The sequence below is a fragment of the Rhodospirillum sp. A1_3_36 genome (assembly GCF_047263945.1).
Taxonomy (GTDB): Bacteria; Pseudomonadota; Alphaproteobacteria; order Rhodospirillales; family Rhodospirillaceae; genus Rhodospirillum.
The window spans coordinates 706,435-728,511 of record NZ_JBLAVB010000001.1; the positions used below are offsets into that span (position 1 = coordinate 706,435).

The window sequence follows — 22,077 nt, forward strand, 5'->3', positions numbered from 1 at the left end:
GGTTATGTAAAAAACGGCGGACCCGACTGAGCGGAAATCCGAGAGAAGTCATGTATTCAGGCGATGGATAATCAGTAAGCCGCGAAGGGTCAAATCGGGATCAATATGCTCCATCACATCAGTGGCCTCAGCGAACAAGGGCGCGAGCCCGCCCGTCGCAACCACCCGCATGGGCGCACCGAACTCTTCCGATATGCGACGGGTGAGCCCCTCAATCAAGCCAACGTAGCCCAAATAGATACCGGACCGCATGGCCGGTATGGTTGACTTACCGATCGCAGTCCGAGGCCGTCCGATGGCGACCCGGGGTAATTTGGCCGAGGCCATGTGCAAGGCCTCTAGGGACAGGTTCACCCCCGGGGCAATCGCACCGCCACAATAGTTGCCATTGCCATCCACCACATCGAAGGTCGTTGCCGTACCGAAGTCGATGACGATCAGTGGTCCACCATAGGCCTGATGGGCGGCGACCGCATTAACCAATCGGTCCGCCCCGACCTCTTCCGGGTGGTCCAACAGGACGTCTATGCCCAGCTTCACATCGGGCTCGCCCACGACCATAGGCGGACAGTGAAAATAATTGTGGCAAAGCAACCGCAAATTAAAAACTGCAGCCGGTACGACCGAGGCAATGATGCAGGAATCAATAGCCTTGGGATCAATCCCGGCAAGGGACATCAGTTGGAACAGCCAGACGCCCATTTCATCGGCGGTGCGATTCTGATTGGTGGCCGAACGCCATTCTCCCGATCGCGTTTCCCCGTCATAAACAGCGAAAACGGTATTGGTATTACCCGCATCAATGGCTAGAAGCATCGTGTCCGCAAATCCCAAATCACAAAAAAATCCCAGTGCTCCAATTCAGGAAACGGGACCTTTCCCAGGCAACGGATCCAGATCGGATCCTTCAAGACCTGGCTCCTCGAGACCTGGAAAGAAAACGTCGCCAGCCGAAATCAGCCGCCGCCTACCATCAGGCTCCAGAAGACATAAATGTCCATCCCCATCCAACCCTTCAAAAATTCCGGACAGAGTCACGGTTTCTGAAAGTCGAGCTTCAATCGGCCGCCCCACACCCAATGCCCGGGCGAGCCATGCGTCTCGTATAGGCGTGAAGCCATCCGTCCGCCACTTGCCCACCCATTTGCTTACGGACCGGGCAATCGCCTCCAGCAACCCCTCCACAGTCATCCCGCACCCCAGATCGGCCAATGCCAAGGCCGGAAACAGGGCACCGGTGATGGGAGCAGTCGTGACATTCACCCCGATTCCGAGCACCACCCAAGGCGCGCCTCCCTGTGGGTTCTCCACCTGTTCTAGGAGCATGCCAGAAACTTTGCCCCCATGACACACAATGTCATTGGGCCATTTACATCGGGGATCCGCGAAGGCACAGAGTGCCTCGATCGCCTCACTCAAGGCAATGGCCCCAACGAAAGACAATTGGGCATTCACTGCCGGAGCAGAGCCAGAGCGAAACAGATAGCTGTGATACAGGTTGCCCTTCGGGCTATGCCAAACCCGTCCGCGCCGCCCGCGACCACCGGTCTGCTCACCCGCCCAGACAATCAGACCTTCGCGAGCTGTTCCTGCCAAAACATGATCCCTGGCAGTCGCATTCGTGCTCGACAGGCTGTCATGGGCATCCAGCACCCACCCGAAGGGAAGGGAGAGGACCGGTCCGGTCCTCTCCCCATACGCTCCATCGGAGCCCTTCGCGATCACAGAGACCGCCTCAATGGCTGGAGGCCACAGCAGTTGTCCCGCCAGTCAGGGATTCCGCCGCCGCCATGGCGCCGTCCACGAGCGGAGCAGGCGTCAGGAAAAACAACAGAATCACCAGAGAGCTAATGGCCAACAAAGCCTTCGGCGTGGTGCCAGAGAGTCTATCCAGTGGCTCCACCACATCATCGAAGTACATCACCTTGATGAGGCGGATATAATAGAAGGCACCCACCACACTAGAGAGCACACCGATTACGGCCAGGGTATACAATCCGGCATTTACCGCCGACATGAAGACATAGAACTTACCAAAAAAACCAGCCAGCGGAGGAACACCCGCCATAGAGAACATGAAGGCTGTCATCGCCGCAGCCATCAGAGGGTTGGTCTTTGATAGACCCGCCAGGTCGTTGATGTTCTCCACCGCACGGCCCTTCTGGCGCATGGCCAGAATGATCGTAAAGGTGCCAACGGTCATGAACAGGTAGATGGCCAAGTAGACCAAGACCCCTTGAATGCCTTCCGTCGTTCCTGCCGCAATGCCAACCAGGGCAAAGCCGACATGACCAATGGAGGAATAGGCCATCAGACGCTTGATATTGGTTTGATTGATGGCGGCGAAGGCACCCAGGACCATGGACAGAATGGAGATCAAGACGATGACCTGTTGCCACTGCGGAGCATAGGCTTCAAAGGGACCCATCATGACCCGGCAGAACAGGGCCATGGCTGCAACCTTGGGGGCTGTAGCAAAGAAGGCCGTTACCGGGGTTGGTGCCCCCTCATACACGTCAGGAGTCCACATATGGAAGGGCACGGCGGACACCTTAAAGGCCATACCCGCAACCATGAAGATAACACCCACCAGAACGCCGGTGGACATTTCTCCGGCATTGGCCACTTCAGCGAGACCGTCAAAGCTCACTGTTCCGGCGAATCCGTAGACCAGAGACATGCCATAGAGCAGCAGGCCGGACGCCAAGGAACCCAGAACAAAGTACTTCAGGCCCGCCTCGGTGGAGCGCAGGTTATCGCGCTGAAAGGCCGCTATCACGTAGAGTGCCAGCGACTGCAGCTCCAGCCCCATGTACAGGGAGATGAGGCTGTTCGCCGAAATCATCATCATCATGCCAACGGTGGCCAGGATGATGAGCACGGGGAACTCAAACCGGCCCTCCCCTTCCCGCTTCATCCAGGATAGGGCCATGACGGTGGTCATGATGGTGCCAAGCAGCACCAGAATCTTGGTGAACCGGGCGAACCCATCGTTGATGAACAGGCCGCCAAAGGCCAATTCGGTATCGTGGCCAGACCCCATCAGGGTCATAACACCAGCCACAACAAAGCCAGCGATCGCGATCCACCCCACCAGTGCCGTGCTGTCTCCCTTACGGAAGACACCCACCATCAACATGGCCAAGGCGAGGACAGCCAGGAGGATCTCCGGCAGGGCGGGCCCCATGACAAGCGATTGAGACATCATCTGATCTACTCCCCCGTGCTCTTAGCGCTGAGCCAACGCCAGGGCCTCGGCCGGGAGCTTCCCGGCCGCGACGAGCGCGGTTTGGTAATTGGACACAAGGTCACCCACCGATGCATGCATGACGTCCAGGAAGCTGGAGGGATAAATACCCATCCACAAGGTCAGAACGATCAGCGGAGCGAAGATGGCAACCTCGCGGGGCGAAAGGTCCAGGAGAGCCTTCAGGTCCTCCTTTTCCAGCTTCCCGAAGATCACCCGGCGATAGAGGTACAGCATGTAGGCCGCGCCCAGAATCACACCGAAGGCAATGAAGAAGGCGACCCAGCTACTGGCCTGGAAGACACCCAGCATGATCATGAACTCACCCACGAACCCGGCCGTACCCGGCAAGCCGATAGAAGCCATGGTGAACAACATGAAGAACAGGGCATAGCGGGACATATTGTTCGCCAGACCGCCGTAACGGGAGATCTCCCGAGTATGCAGCCTGTCGTAAACCACGCCGACGCATAGGAAGAGCGCCCCGGACACCACACCGTGGGACAGCATCTGGAAGATGGCACCCTCTACGGCCAGTTCGTTCATGGCGAAGATTCCCGCCGTGACGAAGGCCATGTGCGCGATGGATGAATAGGCAATCAGCTTCTTCATGTCCTGCTGCACCAGGGCTACCAGGGAGGTGTAGATCACCGCGACGATGGACAGGACATAGATGAAGGGCGTGAAGTCCGCCGAGGCAATCGGCAGCATCGGAATGGAGAAACGCAGGAACCCATATGCACCCATTTTCAGCAACACGCCTGCCAGGATCACCGACCCCGCCGTCGGCGCTTCCACGTGGGCATCAGGCAACCAAGTGTGAACCGGCCACATCGGCACTTTCACTGCGAAGCTGGCGAACATAGCCAACCACAGCCAGGTCTGCAGAGCCGGAGCGAAGTGGAAAGCCATCAGGGACGGAATGTCCGTGGTGCCCGCCTGGATCGCCATGGTCAGCAGGGCCAGAAGCATCAGCACCGAACCCGCCAAGGTATACAGAAAGAACTTGAAGGCTGCGTATACCCGACGCGCCCCACCCCAGACGCCGATGATCAGGAACATCGGGATCAGGACGGCTTCGAAGAAAATGTAGAAGACCACGAAATCCAGAGCACAGAACATGCCAACCATCATCGTTTCCAGGATGAGGAAGGCAATCATGTACTCTTTCACCCGTTTGGTAATAGCAGTCCAGGACGACAGGATGCACAGCGGCGTCAGCACGGTGGAGAGCAGGACGAACAACACGGAGATGCCGTCCACGCCCATCTGGTAGTTAATGCCGTATTCAGGCAACCATTCCACCTTCTCGGTGAACTGGAAGCCCCCATTGGTCGGATCGAAGCCGAACCAAAGGGCCAGAGACAGCAGGAAGGTAAAAGCAGTGGTCAGCAGCGCCACATTGCGAGCGTTGCGCGCCACGACCTCCTCATCACCCCGCACCATGAAGATGAAGAGTGCGCCGACCAGCGGCAGGAAGGTAATGATCGAAAGCAGCGGAAGATCGTTCATCGTGGCCTCTCTCAATGCCCGGCGGAGGTGACCATGAACCACGTGACGATTCCGGCAACGCCGATGATCATCGCGAAGGCATAGTGGTAAAGGAAACCGGATTGCATCTTGCCGAAGCGCGCCGCCATGGAACGGGTGACCGAGGCGATCCCGTCGGGACCGATCCCGTCGATGAGCGCACCGTCACCCCCCTTCCAAAACGCACGTCCCAAGGCGAAAGCCGGCTTGATGAAGATGCGGTCGTAGAGCTCGTCGAAGTACCACTTGTTTAGCAGGAACTTGTAGATTCCCGGCTGGGCCTCAGCCAGACGAACTGGCCATTTCGGCTTGGCCGCATAGAACACCCAGCCCAAGAAAATCCCCGCAGCAGTCACAACCAGCGGCAACAGCTTCACCCAACCCGGCACATGGTGGGCATGTTCGGTGACAGCCATATCCTTCACCGCCTCGCCCCAAAACTGCTCCCGGCCCTCGCCGATGAACAAATTTGCCCCCAGGCCACCGGCGATCATCGCACCCAAAGCGAGAACAACCAGTGGAGCAAGCATAATCCAGGGGCTTTCATGCACATGACCCATCACGTGATCGTCGGCACGGGGCGTCCCATGGAAGGTCATCAGGAGCAAACGGGTGGAATAGAACGCGGTCAGGGAAGCGGCGGCGACGCCGAGCCAGAAGGCGTATTGTCCAACTCCACTATCGGCGGCATAGGCGACTTCCAGGATCATATCCTTGGAGAAATAGCCGGAGAACGGCGGCAGCCCCATCAAAGCCCAAGAGCCAATCCACATGAACCCGTAGGTCCAGGGAACCATTTTCCAGATGCCGCCCATGCGGCGCATGTCCTGTTCGTCAGACATGGCGTGAATGACCGAACCGGCACCAAGGAACAAAAGGGCCTTGAAGAAAGCGTGGGTCATCAGGTGGAAGACACCGGTTCCGAAGGCACCGACGCCAAGGGCGAAGAACATATAGCCCAACTGAGAACAGGTGGAATAGGCGATCACCCGTTTGATGTCATTCTGCACACAGCCGATGGTCGCGGCAAAGAAAGCGGTCGAGGCACCGACAATGGTCACGATGGCCATGGCCGTGTCTGACAGGACGAACAGCGGCGACAGGCGCGCAACCATGAACACACCAGCCGTCACCATGGTCGCGGCGTGGATCAGAGCAGAAACGGGCGTCGGACCCTCCATGGCATCCGGCAACCAAGTGTGCAGACCAAGCTGGGCCGACTTGCCCATGGCGCCAACGAACAGAAGGACACAGAGGATCGTCATGGCGTGCCACTCGACCCCAAAGAAGGTCTTCGTGGTATCCGCATACTGGGGCGCGGCGGCGAAGATCGCGTCCAACCCCACCGTCCCGAAAACCACGAAGACACCGAAGATCCCCAGAGAGAACCCGAAGTCCCCCACCCGGTTGACAACGAAAGCCTTAATGGCCGCAGCGTTAGCCGAGGGCTTCTCATACCAGAAGCCGATCAGCAGGTAGGAAGCCAGACCGACACCCTCCCAGCCGAAGAACATCTGCACCAGGTTGTCCGCGGTCACCAACATCAACATGGCGAAGGTGAACAGGGACAGATAGGCCATAAACCGGGGGATGCTCGGATCGTGGTGCATATACCCAACGGAATAAATATGCACCATGAAGGAGATCGTCGTGACCACGATCAGCATGACCGCCGTCAGGGTGTCGATCTTCAGCGCCCAATCAAAGTGTAAATCCCCGGAGGCCACCCAAGTGAACAGAGTGACCGTCGTCGGATTACCCCCCACGGCAACCTCAAAAAACGCGTACCAGGACAAAAGGGCGGCAATGCCCAAGCCTGTGCAAGTAACCCACTGCGATCCCTTGTCGCCCAACGCGTGACGGCCAAAGCCCGCGATTAAGGCGCCGAGAAGCGGCAGGAAGACGATGGCGGCGTACATCATGGTGTCCCCCTCACCCCTTCATCTGGTTGATGTCTTCGACCTCGATCGAGCCTCGGTTCCGGAAGAACACGACGACGATCGCAAGGCCGATGCCCGCTTCAGCGGCGGCCACGGTCAGGATGAACATGGTGAACAATTGCCCCACCATGTCCTGAAGATGGGCGGAGAAGGCCACCATGTTGATGTTCACCGCGAGCAGGATCAGCTCGACGGACATCAGGATGACCACCACGTTCTTGCGGTTCGCGAAGATGCCAAAGACACCCAGAGTGAACAGCATCGCAGCGACGGTGAGATAGTGGGCCAGCGTGATTTCCATCACGAAATCCCCTTGCCGGTGTGCACTTTGTTGAGCTTCAGGGTGCGTTCCTTCCGCCGAGCAATCTGATCGGCGACCTTCTGGCGACGCACATTCGGGTGGCTGCGGTGGGTCAACATGATCGAACCGATCATCGCCACCAGCAGGACCAAGCCCGCAGCCTGGAACAGATAGACGTAATCCGTGTAGATCACATGCCCCAAAGCCTGCGAGTTGGAAATCGTACCCGGCTCGGGCGCCGGTACAGCGCGAAGGCCCATGGCCTCTGGCGCCATGGTCCAGCCCCCTGCCAGCACGGCGATCTCCGCGAGCAGGACCACGCCTATTGCCGCGCCAATGGGCAAGTAGGTCAGGAACCCTTCCCGAACTTTCAGGTAATTGATGTCGAGCATCATCACCACGAAAAGGAAAAGGACCGCGACCGCGCCTACATAGACGACAACCACCAGCATGGCCACGAATTCCGCCCCAAGGAGGAGGAACAGGCCCGCCGAGTTCACGAAAGCCAAGATCAGCCACAACACGGAATGGACCGGATTGCGGCTGGTCACGACCATGAAGGCCGACGCCACCATGATGGCGGCCAGCATGTAGAAGATGAGACCTTGTACGATCATTCGTCCCCCTTCCCGGCCGTGCCGGGGGCGCTGGAGTGCGTGCGGTGCATCGTTCGTGTTCCCGGAAGCGGACAGCCCGAAGGGACTATCCGGGTATAAAACCTAGATGGACGGGAGGACCTCCCCCCTTATGCAATACGGTTCCGCCCGGCCATCCGAACATTCCCCCGTTCGGTGGCCCGGGTCACCCGGAGCCAGAAAACTCCGGATGGTCGGATCAGCGGTACGGTGCGTCCTTGGCCAGGCGCATCGCTAGTTCCTCTTCCCACCGATCCCCATTGGCGAGCAGCTTCTCCTTGTTATAGAGCAACTCCTCACGGGTCTCGGTCGCGAATTCGTAGTTCGGTCCTTCGACAATCGCGTCCACCGGACAGGCTTCCTCACAAAAGCCACAGTAGATGCATTTGGTCATGTCGATGTCATACCGGGTGGTCCGACGGGATCCATCGGTCCGGGGCTCGGCCTCAATGGTGATGGCCTGGGCCGGGCAGATGGCCTCGCACAACTTGCAGGCGATGCAGCGCTCTTCCCCGTTAGGGTAACGCCGCAGGGCGTGCTCGCCACGGAACCGGTTCGACAGAAAGCTCTTCTCGTAGGGGTAGTTGATGGTGACCTTGGGCTTCAGCATGTAGCGGAAGGTCAAGGCCATGCCGGAGACCAACTCCCACAGGGCGAAGGAGCGAATGACTTGAGCGATGGAGGACATCGGCTTTGGCTCCTCTCGTTATTGGGGCAGCAGGTCGAAGCCGACCAATACGCCACCGGTGATCACGACCCAGATCAGGGAACCGGGCAGGAAGACTTTCCACCCCAGCCGCATCAACTGGTCATACCGGTAGCGCGGGAAGGTGGCCCGAGCCCACAGGAAGATGAAGAGGATCGCGGCAATCTTAATGAAGAACCAGATAATACCCGGGATCCAGTTGAACGGCGCGATATCGAAGGGCGGTAACCAACCACCCAGAAACAGGATGGCGGCGATCCCGCTCATCAGGATCATGTTCGCGTATTCACCCAGGAAGAACAGGGCAAACGGCATGGCCGAATATTCGACGTTATACCCGGACACCAACTCCGCTTCCGCTTCCGGAAGGTCGAAGGGGGCACGATTGGTTTCAGCCAGGATGGAGATGACGAACATAACGAACATCGGGAAGTGGGGGATGAAATACCACATCCCATCCCGCTGGGCTTCGACAATGGCCGTCAAGTTCATGGAACCGGCGGACATGATCACCGAGATGATGATCAACCCCATCGCCACTTCGTAGGACACCATCTGCGCCGCAGAACGAAGGCCTCCCAGAAAGGCGTATTTGGAGTTCGACGCCCAACCGGCCATGATGATTCCGTAGACACCCAAACCCGAAACCGCGAAGAGATAGAGCACGCCGACATTGATGTCGGAGATCACCCATCCCGCATTGAAGGGAATGACCGCCCAGGCAATCAAAGCCAGGATGAAGGTCAGCATCGGCGCCAGAATATAAACAGCGCGGCTAACCCCGGTCGGGATCACCGTTTCCTTGACGAACAGTTTCAGGCCATCGGCCAGCGGCTGCAACAAGCCAAAGGGGCCAACCACGTTGGGACCCTTGCGCATCTGCATGGCACCAATGACCTTACGCTCGGCGTAGGTCAAATAGGCCACGGCCGCCAACATCGGCAGAATGATGACCAAACATTGGAGAACAATGATCAGCGTGGGCCAGAGGTAGCCCGTCCAGAACTCAGCCATCGGTTCCCGTCCGCTCTTGGTTGCCGTTGATGAAGACCCGCGTGCATTCCGCCATGGTGGGGGAGGCCCGGCTGATCGGGCAGGTCATGTAGTAATTGGAGATCGCCGTTTTGAACGCCGCCGTGTCCACCGGACCCTCGGCACCGAAGGCTCCCCAGCTCGCAGGGGTTACCGCATTCAAAGTCCCGAGGACCGGATTGATCTCGGCCATCCGTGCCCGAACCTGAGTCACGCTATCCAGCGGCAGTGTCTTGTCCAAAGCACCGGACAGCGCTCGGATGATCTTCCAATCTTCCTTAGCCTCGCCAGGACCGAAACCAGCCACCTTCGTCCGTTGAGGGCGGCCCTCCGTATTGACGTAGGTGGCTTCCTTTTCGGTGTAGGCCAATCCCGGCAGGATCACATCGGCGCGATGTGCACCGGCGTCTCCATGGGAGCCCTGATAAATGACGAACGCCTTGCCAAGAGCATTTGTGTCAATTTCGTCCGCACCCAGCAAATACAGCAACTCAACCGCACCCGAAGCGCAACCCGCCACAATTCCTTGGGTATCCATGCCCCCGACGCCGGGGACGAAACCCAAGTCGAGGCCACCGACCCGTCCAGCCGCCGTATGCAAGACGTTAAAACCGTTCCAGTCCTCGGTGACCATACCAGTGGTATCAGCCACCTTTCGGGCTGCAGCCAGGATGGCGGCGCCATCTGTCCGGGTCAAAGCTCCCATGCCAACAATAATCATCGGTGCCTTGGCGCCTTTGAGGACGTCGGCGAATGGGTGGCGCCCTTCTGCGATTTCGATCAGGACCGAGGGATCAACGCCCAAATCCTCCACCGGATAGGTCAAATCCCGCCCCGCAGGACCAATGCGACCGGCTTTAAAACCGCCCGCCAGATAGCGCTTACGAATGCGTGCATTGAGGACCGGCGCTTCCCAGCGGGGGTCAGACCCCACCAACAACAGGGCGTCGGCCCTGTCTATTCCTTCAATGCTACTATTAAACAGGTATCCTGCCCGGGTCGAGGGGTCCAGCTTGGCCCCGTCCTGACGGCAGTCCAGGTTGCCAGAACCCAGAGCAGTCATGAGATCTTTCAGTGTGGTCATGGCCTCGCAATCGGCCTGATCTCCCACAATCGCGGCGATCTTGGACCCGTCAAGCCCGGCCACCTTGGCGCGGATGGCAGAAAAAGCCTCCTCCCAACTCGCCGGAACCAATTGACCATTTTTCCGGACGTAAGGGGTGTCCAAGCGCTGGTGACGCAAACCATCCATGGCATGACGAGCCTTGTCGGCCAACCATTCCTCGTTCACCGCTTCGTTCAAACGGGGCAGGATCCGCAGCACCTGACCGGACCGGACGTCGATCCGCACATTGGTGCCCAAGGCGTCCAGAACATCAATACTTTCTGTCTTGCGCAGCTCCCAGGGCCGTGCCGTAAAGGCATAGGGACGACTGGTCAAGGCCCCCACAGGGCAGAGATCAACAACGTTGCCAGACAGCTCGCTGTCCAGCGCCTGCTCCAGGTAAGTGGTGATTTCCGCATGCTCGCCGCGACCCAACATCCCCATATCGGGAACGCCAGCCACCTCGGTGGTGAAGCGGACACAGCGGGTGCAGTGAATGCAGCGGGTCATGGCCGTTTTCACCAGGGGACCCATTTCCTTTTCGGTGACCGACCGCTTCATCTCGCCATAGCGGGAATGGTCGTTGCCGAAGGTCATGGCCTCGTCCTGAAGATCGCACTCCCCACCCTGGTCGCAGATGGGGCAATCCAGCGGATGGTTGATCAGCAGGAATTCCATCACGCCCTTGCGGGCCTTGCGGGCCATTTCAGAGTCGGTCTTGACCTCCATCCCCTCGGCCACGGGCATGGCGCAGGAGGCGGCGGGCTTGGGCGGCCCGGGCTTCACTTCAACCAAACACATGCGGCAGTTACCGGCGATTGACAGACGCTCGTGGTAACAGAACCGGGGAATTTCGATCCCGAGGATCTCGGCCGCCTGAAGAACCGTAGTTCCGGCGGGGACCTCGACCTCGATGCCGTCGATTGTCAGCTTGGGCATATCTTGCTCCAACCCCTACTTGAACGGTTTCAAACGGTGACCTATTCGGCCGCCGCGGAACGACCACCCCGAGCGTCCGCAATGCGGCGCTCCATTTCGGGCCGGAAGTGGCGAATAAGCCCTTGAACGGGCCAGGCGGCAGCATCACCCAAGGCGCAAATGGTATGCCCCTCAATCTGCCGGGAGACGTTTTCCAGCACATCGATTTCCTCGACGCTGGCCTCACCGGTGACCATGCGTTGCATCACCCGGGAAAGCCAGCCGGTCCCTTCCCGGCAAGGTGTGCACTGTCCACAACTCTCATGGTGGTAGAAGCGGGAGAATCTGGCGATAGCCGCAACGACATCGGCAGACTTGTCCATCACGATAACCGCAGCGGTGCCAAGACCGGACTTGACCGCTTTCAGGCTGTCGAAGTCCATCAATACGTCGTCGCAGATCTCCTTAGGCAGGACCGGAACCGAGGCGCCTCCAGGGATCACCGCCTGCAGGTTGTCCCAACCGCCGCGCACGCCGCCGCAATGTTTCTCGATAAGCACCTTCAGAGGGATGCCCATCTCCTCTTCCACATTACACGGCTTGTTCACGTGACCAGAGACGCAGAACAGTTTGGTTCCGGCATTGTTTTCCCGGCCCAGCCCCGCAAACCAAGCCCCTCCCCGGCGCAGGATCGTCGGCGCAGCGGCAATGGATTCCACATTGTTCACCGTCGTCGGACAACCATAGAGGCCAACACCGGCGGGGAAAGGCGGCTTCAGGCGCGGTTGGCCTTTCTTGCCCTCCAGGGACTGGATCAGAGCGGTTTCTTCACCGCAGATGTAGGCCCCTGCGCCCCGATGAACATAAACCTCGAAGGCCCACCCGGATCCACAGGCATCAGGACCCAACAACCCCGCTTCCCGAGCCTGGGCAATGGAGGCCTCCAGGCGCTGAGCCTCTAGAACGAACTCACCACGGATATAAATGTAGGCCACATGAGCGGACATGGCGAAACCGGCGACGAGACAGCCCTCGATCAGCTTGTGCGGATCATGGCGCATGATCTCCCGATCCTTACAGGTTCCGGGCTCACCCTCGTCTGCATTGACCACCAGATAGTGGGGACGTTCACCGACTTCCTTGGGCATGAAGGACCACTTCAAGCCGGTGGGGAAGCCAGCGCCACCGCGCCCCCGCATACCGGAGGCCTTCATTTCATTGATAATACCATCCCGGCCCTTTTCCAGGATGGCCTTGGTGCCGTCCCAATCGCCACGAGCACGGGCGCCGGTCAGACCCCAATCCTGATATCCGTAAAGGTTGGTGAAGATGCGATCTTTATCCTGAAGCATCACTCGGCCCCCCCAACCTGGCTGGTCGTACAGAAGTCTGCGAGAGTCGTCGGCCCCCCCTCGGGTTCGGATCCCATCCGTCCGATCTGGGAGCCCACTTTCACCGGCTCGCCGCTTTTCAGCTTGCGTACCAATTCCCGGGTGCTCTCATAAGTCAGGTCTTCAAAATAGTCATCCCCAATCTGGAGCATCGGTGCATTGCAACAGGCACCCAGACATTCAGCCTCAGCCAGAGAGAACAGGTCATCTTCGGTTTGACCGCCTATTCCGATCCCCAATTCGTCCTTAATGGCCCGCAGAATCTCATCGGACCCCCGCAGCCAACAAGCGATGTTGGTGCAGACCTCAACGTGGTGCCGCCCCTTCGGTGAGTGCTTGTACATGGTGTAGAAGGTGGCGACCTCCAGCACTTTCATGCGGGGGGTCTTGGTGATCCGGGCCACTTCCTCGACCACGCCACTGCTCACCCAACCCAGCTGGCGCTGGGCGAGATCGAGAAGGGGCAGAACGCCAGAGCGTTCCCGACCTTCGGGATACTTGGCGAGGATAGCATTGGCCTGTTCCATGTACTCGGGCGTGAACTGGAACGCCTCGGTGGCGGATCCGCTCATCGGTCGATCTCCCCAAACACAACATCGATGGAGCCGATGTTGGCCGTAATATCAGCCAGCATATGTCCCCGGCTCAGCATGTCCATGCCCTGCAGATGCGCATATCCGGGGGAACGGATTTTGCATCGGTAGGGGCGCGTGGACCCATCGGATACCAGATAGACGCCGAATTCGCCCGTGGCGGCCTCGACGGCGGTATAGGTCTCACCGGCGGGCACCTTAAAACCCTCGGTAAACAACTTGAAGTGGTGAATAAGGCTCTCCATGGAGTGCTTCATGTCCTTCCGCGATGGCGGAGTCACCTTATGGTCCTCGGACTTAACCGGACCGTCGGGCATCTTTTCGACGCACTGACGCATAATCTTGATGCTTTCGCGCTGCTCGGCCATGCGGACCAAGTAGCGGTCATAGCAATCCCCATTGGAGCCCGTCGGAATATCGAAATCCATATCAGCGTAGCAATCATAGGGTTGCGACTTGCGCAAATCCCAGGGAACGCCACAGCCCCGCAGAACCGGGCCGGTGAAGCCCCAATCCAAGGCCTGTTCCACCGTCACCTTGCCAATATCGACTGTCCGCTGCTTGAAGATCCGGTTTTCGTCGAGCAGGCTTTCCACGTCATCCATGTACTTGGGGAAGCTGTCGCAAAACTTGAGGATATCTTCCAGCAGATCCGGCGGCACATCCCGGGCAACCCCACCGGGGCGGAACCAAGCAGCGTGCATCCGCGCACCGGATGCGCGCTCGGAGAACTCCAAAAGGTGCTCGCGCTCCTCGAAGCCATAGAGCAACGGTGTCATCGCGCCCACATCCAAAGCCATGGAGGTGGTGTTCATAATGTGGTTGATGATCCGCGTGATCTCGTTAAAGAGCGTCCGCAAATACTGACCACGGGGCGGCACCTCAATACCCAGCAGCTTCTCCACCGCCAGGACATAGGCATGTTCCTGATTTAGCGGGCAGGCATAGTCCAGGCGATCAAAGTACGGCAGGGCCTGAACGTAGGTCTTATGCTCAATCAGCTTTTCGGTGCCCCTGTGGAGCAATCCGATATGGGGATCGGCGCGTTCGATCACTTCACCCGACAGTTCGAGCACGAGGCGAAGCACGCCGTGGGCTGCGGGGTGCTGCGGCCCGAAGTTCATGGTGTAGGATTTGATTTCGGTCTGGGCCATTTACGCGTTCCCCTCGGCCTTCTCATCGCCGGGCAGAACCCTGGCGATCTGCTGGTCCATAGCCTCCCACGGGCTCGGGAAGTCGAAGGAGCGGAACTCCTGGGACAGCTTCACCGGCTCGTAGACCACCCGCTTCAGCTCCTCATCGTAGCGGAGCTCCTTGTACCCGGTCAGGGGGAAGTCCTTACGTTGGGCGTGACCCTCGAACCCATAATCGGACAGGATCCGACGCAGGTCCGGATGGTCCGAGAAGAAGATCCCGTACATGTCCCAGGCTTCCCGCTCGAACCAGTTGGCCGTATTGAACAGACCGGTCACCGACGGAACGGGCGTGTCTTCAGACGCGCTCACCTTCACCCGAATACGATGATTCTGGTAGATCGACAGCAAGTTGTAAACCACATCGAACCGCTCTTCGCGTTCCGGATAGTCCACCCCACACAGATCCACCAGTTGCTTGAACTGGCAAGCGCTGTCATCGCGCAGAAAGGTCAGAACCTTGGCGATGGATGGACGCTGGGCGATCACCTGCAGCTCGTCCAGGGCCATTTCCACCCGAATCACCTCGGTGGGCAGGGCGGCTTCGATCCGCGCCCCAAGCTCCTTGAGGCTTTCGATCCGTTCCTCGATTTCGCTCGTCATGCCGTGCCGTTCCGTTAAAGAAGGCTAAAAGGAAATCACCGGTACAGGGCGCCGGTGCGTTTGATCTTCTTCTGCAGCTGCAGGATGCCGTACACCAGGGCTTCCGATGTCGGCGGGCAACCGGGGACATAGATATCCACGGGCACAACGCGGTCACATCCACGCACCACCGAATAGGAGTAGTGGTAGTAGCCGCCCCCATTGGCGCAACTGCCCATGGAGATCACCCAGCGGGGCTCTGCCATCTGGTCATAGACCTTCCGCAGGGCTGGCGCCATCTTGTTGGTCAGCGTCCCAGCGACAATCATCACATCGGACTGACGGGGGCTGGGCCGGAAGACCACACCGAGACGGTCGATGTCATACCGCGCACAGGCAGAGTGAATCATCTCCAGCGCACAGCAGGCCAGACCGAAGGTCATGGGCCACATGGACCCCGACCGCGCCCAATTGACCAAGCTGTCGACATTGGCTAGGACGAAACCCTTCTCCTCGATCTCCTTGGCCACTTGGCCCAGGATCGCGTCCTGTTCGGGACCGGGAGGAATGCCCTGGTTGGCGGGGCCCTGACTGGCGGGGATGGAACTGGTTACTCCCATTCCAACGCTCCCTTTCTCCACTCGTAAATGAAACCGATGGTCAGCACGCCCAGGAACACCATCATGGACCAGAAACCGAACATGCCGATCGCACCCAGGCTGACCGCCCAGGGAAAAAGGAATGCCACTTCAAGGTCAAAGATGATGAAGAGAATGGCCACCAGATAGAACCGGACCTGGAACTTGGACCGGGCATCGTCAAAGGCCTCAAACCCGCATTCGTAGGCAGAGTCCTTCTCGCTGTCCGGATGGCGCGGAGCGACCACATAGGACGCGCCGATGGCGATCGCGGCAACCGCAGTCGCGATGGCGATAAAAATCAACACCGGCAGGTATTCGAGGAGCATGTCTAGCATCCACTGCGCTCCTAAAGGATGAAAGCCCTTGGAAAAGGCGAGTTAGCGAGACCGGGTCCGCGTTGCCGCGCCAGGGCCGTCGCCGTGGGATGGCCGTGATGTAGCCCAGTGCTCCGGCCCAAGTCAAGTCGCCACCCTTCGCGACGCGGCATTCCCATGAAAAAGAGGGGGTTGCCTGAGCAAGAGGCGTCCCCGCCTATCCCAATGCTCGGCATCAGCCAAGGCCCTCTGACCCTTTGTATTCCTGGGGTTTCAAGGTTCTCGAGCCTGACCAACCGAATAAATCCTGTCGGGTGGGACGGGCCGCACCTTTCTTCCGTAGCGCCCCTCCCCGATGGACGAAAGGAATAGCCCCGGCGGACCATTTTACCTGAGAACCGGATCTCCTCCCTCGCCATAGTCGCCGATACCGGTCGGAGTCTTAACCACGACAGGCCCCAAGCCGAGACAGAATGGCTGACCTCGTGGTCCTTGCAATGACCCAGGGCACGGGGCACACTTTTATCAAAATATCGTAAGCCAATAAGAGCCATCAAGCCGCGCCACCTCTTCCACTTGATGGGGTAGGTCAAGGAACGGTGAACCGGGAAAAAGCCGGAAAGAGAGAGAGGATCGCCCAAGGTGAATATGATGAAAGCTCGGGACTCGGCGCTGGTCGAGCCCACACCCACAGGGCAAGGGGCCGAGTCAGCCCTACACGCCCTGGTGAAGGACGTCCTGCATCGCATTGAAGCCATGTCCATCGAATTGGCCGATGTGGCCGGGGACATCGCGACCGTGCATGGTTTCGTTAAAAAACAGGAAATCCTCTTTTCCCAACTCGTCATTCTGGCACGGGAAGTACAAACCGCAGTTGACCGGATTGATGGAGCCGGACAATCCACCAATGCGGTCACAAAAGATGCGGCCGAAAGCATGCGCCAATCAAGCCAAGCGCTCCACCAGGCCATTGAGAGCATCGCTGGGCTCACCCAATCCGTATCAGGCATGGGAGACCGCCTGACGGCCGTTGAGAAGAGCCTGGAAGGGGTGAACGCCTCCTCTCTCACCATCCGCACCGTGGCGCAACAGACGAACCTCCTGGCCCTGAACGCAACCATCGAGGCTGCTCATGCGGGGGAGGCCGGTCGCGGCTTCGCCATTGTCGCCAAAGAAGTCAAAACTTTGGCCAGTCAATCCCACGGCGCGGCACAGGGAATCCAGAAGACCATCAACGACTTGTCCATGGGGCTGGACGAGCTCATCCAGAACAGCGCGACCATCGTTGCGACGGCCCAGGACGCCAACCAAGGGATCGGGGTCATCAATCGGGCAGTAAGTGGCTTTCAGGACTCCATCACCACAGTGGACAGTCACGTAGAAGAAATCGCGGGAGCGACCACCACCACAAAAAATCACTGCGCCGACATCGTCCAGGAAATCAATGCCGCCGCCGAAGGTGTCTCCGCCACTGGCAGAAACTTGGAGGCTGCGGACAAGCGGGTCCTCTCCTTGGTTTCTCTAGGAGAAGAGCTGATTGCCCGGATCCTCGACAGCGAGGTGGACACACCGGACAGCCCATACATTCAAGCCGTTCGTCGGGGCGCGGAGCAGCTCGGTCAGCTGTTGGAGGACGCCTTGGACAAGGGGCGAATTACGATGCAAGCCCTGTTCAGTGAAACCTACACACCCATTTCAGGCACAGACCCACAACAGGCAATGGCTCCGTTCACTGCCTTGACGGACGCCCTCTTCCCTCCCGTTCAGGAGGCCCTATTGGGAACGGACGACAAAATCGTTTTTTGCGCAGCGGTAGACCGCAACGCCTACCTCCCCACCCACAATCGCAAATTCTCCCAACCCCAGGGGTCCGATCCCACATGGAACAACGCGAATTGCCGGAACCGGCGCATTTTCAACGACCGGACAGGCCTGAACGCGGGACGCAACACACGCCCCTTCCTGGTCCAGACCTACCGGAGAGACATGGGGGGCGGAAAGTTTATCATGATGAAGGACGCCAGCGCCCCCATCACCGTCAAGGGCCGCCATTGGGGGGGACTCCGGATGGGCTATAAGCTTTGACCCCCTAGGTCCCCACCTGCGAGAGCTCACCAGGGAGACTGCGCCCGGTCAATTGGCTGTTCGTCCTGGGCCGCGTCGCCCGTCCCCGGGGGTGGGACCGCATCTGGTCCAATAGGGGCACCATGTCCCATTGTCATCGTGCGGGACAATTCACTTTGACGCATAAAAGGGCGTTCTTCCTTTGTCCCACGCTTTGTCCGAGTATTCTCGGACGTCCGAGAAGAAACCACTCTGACAATCCCCTTTTGTTCTTCTCTTCGCCCCAACAAAAACCCCGCCAACTCATTGAGTTAGCGGGGTTTTTCATTGGTGGGCGGTGACGGGTTCGAACCGCCGACCCTCTGGGTGTAAACCAGATGCTCTTCCAGCTGAGCTAACCGCCCCAAGAGACCGGGACTTTAACCAAACCGCCCCAAGATGCAACGAAAAAAGAGAGAGACAAACGGGCGCCGGAATTCCTTCCGCCGCCCGTGTCCCGTCCGATTGGACCTGCCGAAGATTAGTTGACAGCGTCTTTCAAACCTTTACCGGGCTTAAACTTCGGCTGTTTGGAGGCCGCAATGTTAATCTTCTCGCCGGTACGGGGATTGCGCCCCTCTGTGGCAGCGCGCTTGGTCACGGCGAAAGTACCGAAGCCGACCAGACGCACTTCCTGGTCGTCCTTCAGGGCCACCGTAATGGCATCAAAGACACCATCGACAGCCTTGGCGGCATCCGCCTTGGACAGCTCAGCGCTCTCGGCCACGGCAGCAATCAGATCGTTCTTATTCACGGGACAACCCCCTCGTTCGCGTTAATAGTGCGTTACGGAAACTTTAAAGGACCCAATCGAATTGGATGGCGCGGAGTCTAGAAGCGCCTTCGGTCTCCGTCAATTCCTCTTGCGCGGAAAAGCCAGGATTCATGCCGGTTTGCGCCTGCAACACGGTGCCAAAACACCCCAGCCGAAAGGTTCCAAACCCATTCCGGAACGTTTTATGGACTTAGGAGAGCTCTTCCCTAAAATTTAAGAAAATTGCCTCACACCACCCTCACCTTTTCAAAGAATTTCTTACCCGAATCCGAAGAGACAGCGGCTCGGCACCTCTTCGATTCCCTTGAGCTTTTTTATCCCAATCATCAGGCGGGAAAAAATCATGAACGCCAGTCAAGAGAAAGGCCGCCTCAATACACAACCGAGGCGGCCAGATCACTTGGATTAAACGGAGTCAAACGGATCAAGTCGAAGCAGGACCCGAAAGATCAATGGGTCACCAAGTCCCCTTCGGCGGCATCCCCATCTTTCCGGGCGGCGACCGGTGCGTCGTCTGCCGGTTCGGTCCACTCGATAGCGGTGAGTGCTTGGGTCAGAGCCAATTCCAAAGCCTCATCGGCGTGGGTAATGGGAATGATCGTCAGACCTTTCTTCACGTTATCGGGAATTTCGGTCAGATCCTTCTCGTTATCCTTGGGAATAAGGACCGTCTTGATCCCTCCCCGCCGAGCAGCGAGGAGCTTTTCCTTCAAACCACCGATCGGCAAGACTCGGCCCCTCAGGGTGATTTCCCCCGTCATGGCGATGTCCTTATGCACGGCGATTCCGGTCATGGCCGAAACAATCGAAACGCACATCGCGACGCCTGCCGACGGCCCATCCTTGGGCGTAGCGCCCTCAGGCACATGGACATGGACATCCCGCTTTTCGAATTGTGTCGGCTTAATGCCATAGGTCACAGCACGAGATCGCACAAAAGACCGGGCGGCCTGAACGGATTCCTTCATCACGTCCCCCAACTGGCCGGTCAACGTCACCGCGCCCTTGCCCGGCATCATGACCGCCTCAATGGAAAGAAGCTCTCCTCCCACCTCGGTCCAAGCCAAACCGGTCACGACGCCAATCAGATCCTCCCGTTCGGCCTCTCCATAGTGGAACTTGCGTACACCCGCATATTTATCCAGGTTGGCGCTTGTTACCTCTACACAGACCTTCTCGCCCTTGCTCAGCAAGATTTCCTTGGTGGCCTTCCGCGCCAAATTCGCCAATTCCCGCTCCAGGCTGCGTACACCGGCTTCCCGGGTGTAATAGCGGATAAGATCCAGCAGCGCCTCATCAGAAATAGACCATTCACCCTCACGCAGGCCATTGGCCTCCACCTGCTTGGAAATCAGATGGCGCTTGGCAATTTCGACCTTTTCATCTTCGGTATATCCAGACAGACGAATAATTTCCATGCGGTCCAAGAGAGGTTGGGGCATTCGCATGGAGTTGGCTGTGGTCATGAACATGACGTCAGACAGGTCGTAATCCACCTCCAGGTAGTGGTCATTGAAGGTGTTGTTCTGCTCCGGATCCAACACCTCGAGCAGCGCCGAAGACGGATCCCCCCGCCAATCGGCCCCCAGCTTGTCTATTTCATCAAGCAGGAAAAAGGGATTGGAGGATTTGGCCTTCCGCATACCCTGAATAATCTTACCGGGCATAGACCCGATATAAGTCCGCCGATGACCGCGAATTTCGGACTCGTCGCGCACACCACCAAGGGAAATTCGGACAAAATTCCGGCCCGTCGCCTTGGCAATGGACTTGCCCAATGACGTCTTACCCACGCCCGGCGGTCCCACAAGGCAGAGAATGGGCCCCTTCAGCTTCTTGGTGCGCAGTTGGACGGCAAGGTATTCCAGGATCCGCTCCTTGACCTTATCCAGCCCATAGTGCTCCGTATCCAGAACCGTTTCGGCGACTGTCAGATCCTTCTTGACCCGCGTTCGCTTGTTCCAGGGAATTCCCAGAATCCAATCGAGATAATTGCGCACCACCGTGGCCTCGGCGGACATGGGGCTCATGTTGCGCAGCTTCTTCAGCTCAGCCATGGCCTTTTCCGTGGCCTCCGCCGTCAGCTTTGTCTCGGCGATGCGATCTTCCAGTTCCTGGGTCTCATCACGGCCGTCCTCGCCTTCACCCAACTCCTTCTGAATCGCCTTCAATTGCTCATTCAGATAGTATTCCCGTTGGGTCTTCTCCATCTGACGCTTGACCCGGCTGCGGATCTTCTTCTCCACCTGCAGGACTCCGATTTCGGATTCCATGTGGGAATAAATCCGCTCCAGCCGTTCACCAATGGTCGCGACTTCCAGCAACTCCTGCTTGTCGGCGATCTTCAGAACAAGGTGAGAAGCTACGGTGTCAGCCAGTTTGGCCGGATCATCGATCTGGTTAATGGAGACCAAAACTTCAGGCGGAATTTTCTTGTTGAGCTTAATATACTGCTCGAACTGGTTAATCACCGACCGGGAGAGGGCTTCCATCTCCGGGTTATCCAGCTCATCCTCGTCCAGGGGCGTGGCCTCTGCCTCGAAAAAGTCCAAGCGATCGGAATAACTCTTGATACGGGCACGCTGGCCACCTTCCACGAGCACCTTCACGGTGCCATCGGGCAAGCGCAAGAGCTGAAGAACGGTGCTGATCGTGCCCACGTCATAGATATCGTCGGCACCGGGATCATCCTGGGAGGCGTTCTTCTGGGCAACGAGGAGGATCTGCTTATCCTCCCGCATGACATCTTCCAGGGCCTTCACAGATTTCTCGCGCCCGACGAACAGGGGCACAATCATATGGGGAAACACAACGATGTCCCGCAGGGGCAGGACGGGAAAGACTTGCGTGGAACCGCTGTTCACGGGGCCTTCCTTTCAATAAAGAGGACGTGCGCCCGGGGGGAACGGCACGACACATCGATCATGGTCGACTTCGATTCGAAACACCGGACCGCCTTTCGCGCATCCGACGTCCGCTCCAACAAAGCCACCTTAAAGGTTAACGTGGGTCCGGAAGATTTACAGATCAAGGGATAAACATCTTCCCCGATCACCTTTGGGACCGCCCTA

The 22,077-nt window shown here is 58.4% G+C and carries 19 protein-coding genes and 1 tRNA gene; 1 reads left to right on the forward strand and 19 read right to left on the reverse strand.

Annotated features, from left to right (window positions below):
• Positions 1–48 precede the first annotated feature (48 nt).
• The 16 genes from ACLIRY_RS03120 to ACLIRY_RS03195 form a co-directional block, all read right to left on the reverse strand.
• Complete coding sequence (locus ACLIRY_RS03120) at positions 49–816, reverse strand: type III pantothenate kinase (protein ID WP_413203874.1); 768 nt, start codon at positions 814–816, stop codon at positions 49–51.
• Between the two features lie 45 nt (positions 817–861).
• Entirely contained in the window at positions 862–1,725 is an 864-nt protein-coding gene (locus ACLIRY_RS03125; RefSeq protein ID WP_413203875.1) for a biotin--[acetyl-CoA-carboxylase] ligase, read from the reverse strand.
• Between the two features lie 10 nt (positions 1,726–1,735).
• Complete coding sequence (gene nuoN / locus ACLIRY_RS03130; RefSeq protein ID WP_413203876.1) at positions 1,736–3,208, reverse strand: NADH-quinone oxidoreductase subunit NuoN; 1,473 nt, start codon at positions 3,206–3,208, stop codon at positions 1,736–1,738.
• Positions 3,209–3,229: 21 nt separating this feature from the next.
• Positions 3,230–4,759 (reverse strand): NADH-quinone oxidoreductase subunit M, encoded by a 1,530-nt coding sequence (locus ACLIRY_RS03135; protein ID WP_413203877.1) that lies wholly within the window; start codon positions 4,757–4,759, stop codon positions 3,230–3,232.
• An 11-nt stretch (positions 4,760–4,770) separates the two neighbouring features.
• Positions 4,771–6,696 carry an NADH-quinone oxidoreductase subunit L gene (nuoL, locus tag ACLIRY_RS03140; RefSeq protein WP_413204189.1) on the reverse strand — a complete coding sequence of 642 codons (1,926 nt, stop codon included), beginning with the start codon at positions 6,694–6,696 and terminating at the stop codon, positions 4,771–4,773.
• Positions 6,697–6,709: 13 nt separating this feature from the next.
• Positions 6,710–7,018 (reverse strand): NADH-quinone oxidoreductase subunit NuoK, encoded by a 309-nt coding sequence (gene nuoK, locus ACLIRY_RS03145; RefSeq protein WP_413203878.1) that lies wholly within the window; start codon positions 7,016–7,018, stop codon positions 6,710–6,712.
• Complete coding sequence (locus ACLIRY_RS03150; RefSeq protein WP_413203879.1) at positions 7,018–7,635, reverse strand: NADH-quinone oxidoreductase subunit J; 618 nt, start codon at positions 7,633–7,635, stop codon at positions 7,018–7,020. Before ACLIRY_RS03150 ends, nuoK begins: the two co-directional genes overlap by 1 nt.
• A 217-nt stretch (positions 7,636–7,852) precedes the next feature.
• Positions 7,853–8,341 (reverse strand): NADH-quinone oxidoreductase subunit NuoI, encoded by a 489-nt coding sequence (gene nuoI, locus ACLIRY_RS03155; RefSeq protein WP_413203880.1) that lies wholly within the window; start codon positions 8,339–8,341, stop codon positions 7,853–7,855.
• 18 nt (positions 8,342–8,359) lie between these two features.
• The gene (gene nuoH, locus ACLIRY_RS03160) at positions 8,360–9,373 is read right to left on the reverse strand and encodes an NADH-quinone oxidoreductase subunit NuoH (protein WP_413203881.1); all 1,014 of its coding nucleotides are present in this window, start codon (positions 9,371–9,373) and stop codon (positions 8,360–8,362) included.
• Entirely contained in the window at positions 9,366–11,435 is a 2,070-nt protein-coding gene (gene nuoG, locus ACLIRY_RS03165; RefSeq protein WP_413203882.1) for an NADH-quinone oxidoreductase subunit NuoG, read from the reverse strand. The genes nuoH and nuoG overlap by 8 nt, the downstream gene beginning before the upstream one ends.
• Positions 11,436–11,476: 41 nt before the next feature.
• Entirely contained in the window at positions 11,477–12,766 is a 1,290-nt protein-coding gene (gene nuoF, locus ACLIRY_RS03170) for an NADH-quinone oxidoreductase subunit NuoF (protein ID WP_413203883.1), read from the reverse strand.
• Positions 12,766–13,377: a complex I 24 kDa subunit family protein gene (locus ACLIRY_RS03175; RefSeq protein ID WP_413203884.1), complete on the reverse strand. Its 612-nt coding sequence runs from the start codon at positions 13,375–13,377 to the stop codon at positions 12,766–12,768. The genes nuoF and ACLIRY_RS03175 overlap by 1 nt, the downstream gene beginning before the upstream one ends.
• Complete coding sequence (locus ACLIRY_RS03180; protein ID WP_413203885.1) at positions 13,374–14,552, reverse strand: NADH-quinone oxidoreductase subunit D; 1,179 nt, start codon at positions 14,550–14,552, stop codon at positions 13,374–13,376. Before ACLIRY_RS03180 ends, ACLIRY_RS03175 begins: the two co-directional genes overlap by 4 nt.
• A complete protein-coding gene (locus tag ACLIRY_RS03185) occupies positions 14,553–15,194 on the reverse strand; it encodes an NADH-quinone oxidoreductase subunit C (RefSeq protein WP_413203886.1) in 642 nt (213 codons plus the stop codon).
• Positions 15,195–15,229: 35 nt separating this feature from the next.
• Positions 15,230–15,793: a NuoB/complex I 20 kDa subunit family protein gene (locus tag ACLIRY_RS03190; RefSeq protein ID WP_413203887.1), complete on the reverse strand. Its 564-nt coding sequence runs from the start codon at positions 15,791–15,793 to the stop codon at positions 15,230–15,232.
• Positions 15,784–16,149 (reverse strand): NADH-quinone oxidoreductase subunit A, encoded by a 366-nt coding sequence (locus tag ACLIRY_RS03195; protein WP_413203888.1) that lies wholly within the window; start codon positions 16,147–16,149, stop codon positions 15,784–15,786. Before ACLIRY_RS03195 ends, ACLIRY_RS03190 begins: the two co-directional genes overlap by 10 nt.
• A 627-nt stretch (positions 16,150–16,776) precedes the next feature.
• Here ACLIRY_RS03195 and ACLIRY_RS03200 point away from each other — a divergent pair.
• The gene (locus ACLIRY_RS03200; protein ID WP_413204190.1) at positions 16,777–18,213 is read left to right on the forward strand and encodes a methyl-accepting chemotaxis protein; all 1,437 of its coding nucleotides are present in this window, start codon (positions 16,777–16,779) and stop codon (positions 18,211–18,213) included.
• Positions 18,214–18,520: 307 nt separating this feature from the next.
• Here the strand turns inward: ACLIRY_RS03200 and ACLIRY_RS03205 are convergent.
• The 3 genes from ACLIRY_RS03205 to lon form a co-directional block, all read right to left on the reverse strand.
• Positions 18,521–18,596, reverse strand: a tRNA-Val gene (locus ACLIRY_RS03205).
• A 116-nt stretch (positions 18,597–18,712) separates the two neighbouring features.
• On the reverse strand, positions 18,713–18,985 hold the full coding sequence (locus tag ACLIRY_RS03210) for an HU family DNA-binding protein (protein ID WP_413203889.1): 273 nt from the start codon (positions 18,983–18,985) through the stop codon (positions 18,713–18,715).
• A gap of 470 nt (positions 18,986–19,455) precedes the next feature.
• Positions 19,456–21,870 carry an endopeptidase La gene (gene lon, locus ACLIRY_RS03215; protein WP_413203890.1) on the reverse strand — a complete coding sequence of 805 codons (2,415 nt, stop codon included), beginning with the start codon at positions 21,868–21,870 and terminating at the stop codon, positions 19,456–19,458.
• Positions 21,871–22,077: the final 207 nt, after the last annotated feature.

What these genes read in the sequence shown, in the direction of transcription:
- ACLIRY_RS03120 (WP_413203874.1), bottom strand. Translation starts at nt 816, where the DNA reads ATGCTTCTAGCCATTGATGCGGGTAATACCAATACCGTTTTCGCTGTT.
- nuoN (WP_413203876.1), bottom strand. Translation starts at nt 3,208, where the DNA reads ATGATGTCTCAATCGCTTGTCATGGGGCCCGCCCTGCCGGAGATCCTC.
- ACLIRY_RS03135 (WP_413203877.1), bottom strand. Translation starts at nt 4,759, where the DNA reads ATGAACGATCTTCCGCTGCTTTCGATCATTACCTTCCTGCCGCTGGTC.
- nuoL (WP_413204189.1), bottom strand. Translation starts at nt 6,696, where the DNA reads ATGTACGCCGCCATCGTCTTCCTGCCGCTTCTCGGCGCCTTAATCGCG.
- nuoK (WP_413203878.1), bottom strand. Translation starts at nt 7,018, where the DNA reads ATGGAAATCACGCTGGCCCACTATCTCACCGTCGCTGCGATGCTGTTC.
- ACLIRY_RS03150 (WP_413203879.1), bottom strand. Translation starts at nt 7,635, where the DNA reads ATGATCGTACAAGGTCTCATCTTCTACATGCTGGCCGCCATCATGGTG.
- nuoI (WP_413203880.1), bottom strand. Translation starts at nt 8,341, where the DNA reads ATGTCCTCCATCGCTCAAGTCATTCGCTCCTTCGCCCTGTGGGAGTTG.
- nuoH (WP_413203881.1), bottom strand. Translation starts at nt 9,373, where the DNA reads ATGGCTGAGTTCTGGACGGGCTACCTCTGGCCCACGCTGATCATTGTT.
- nuoG (WP_413203882.1), bottom strand. Translation starts at nt 11,435, where the DNA reads ATGCCCAAGCTGACAATCGACGGCATCGAGGTCGAGGTCCCCGCCGGA.
- nuoF (WP_413203883.1), bottom strand. Translation starts at nt 12,766, where the DNA reads ATGCTTCAGGATAAAGATCGCATCTTCACCAACCTTTACGGATATCAG.
- ACLIRY_RS03175 (WP_413203884.1), bottom strand. Translation starts at nt 13,377, where the DNA reads ATGAGCGGATCCGCCACCGAGGCGTTCCAGTTCACGCCCGAGTACATG.
- ACLIRY_RS03180 (WP_413203885.1), bottom strand. Translation starts at nt 14,552, where the DNA reads ATGGCCCAGACCGAAATCAAATCCTACACCATGAACTTCGGGCCGCAG.
- ACLIRY_RS03185 (WP_413203886.1), bottom strand. Translation starts at nt 15,194, where the DNA reads ATGACGAGCGAAATCGAGGAACGGATCGAAAGCCTCAAGGAGCTTGGG.
- ACLIRY_RS03190 (WP_413203887.1), bottom strand. Translation starts at nt 15,793, where the DNA reads ATGGGAGTAACCAGTTCCATCCCCGCCAGTCAGGGCCCCGCCAACCAG.
- ACLIRY_RS03195 (WP_413203888.1), bottom strand. Translation starts at nt 16,149, where the DNA reads ATGCTAGACATGCTCCTCGAATACCTGCCGGTGTTGATTTTTATCGCC.
- ACLIRY_RS03200 (WP_413204190.1), top strand. Translation starts at nt 16,777, where the DNA reads ATGATGAAAGCTCGGGACTCGGCGCTGGTCGAGCCCACACCCACAGGG.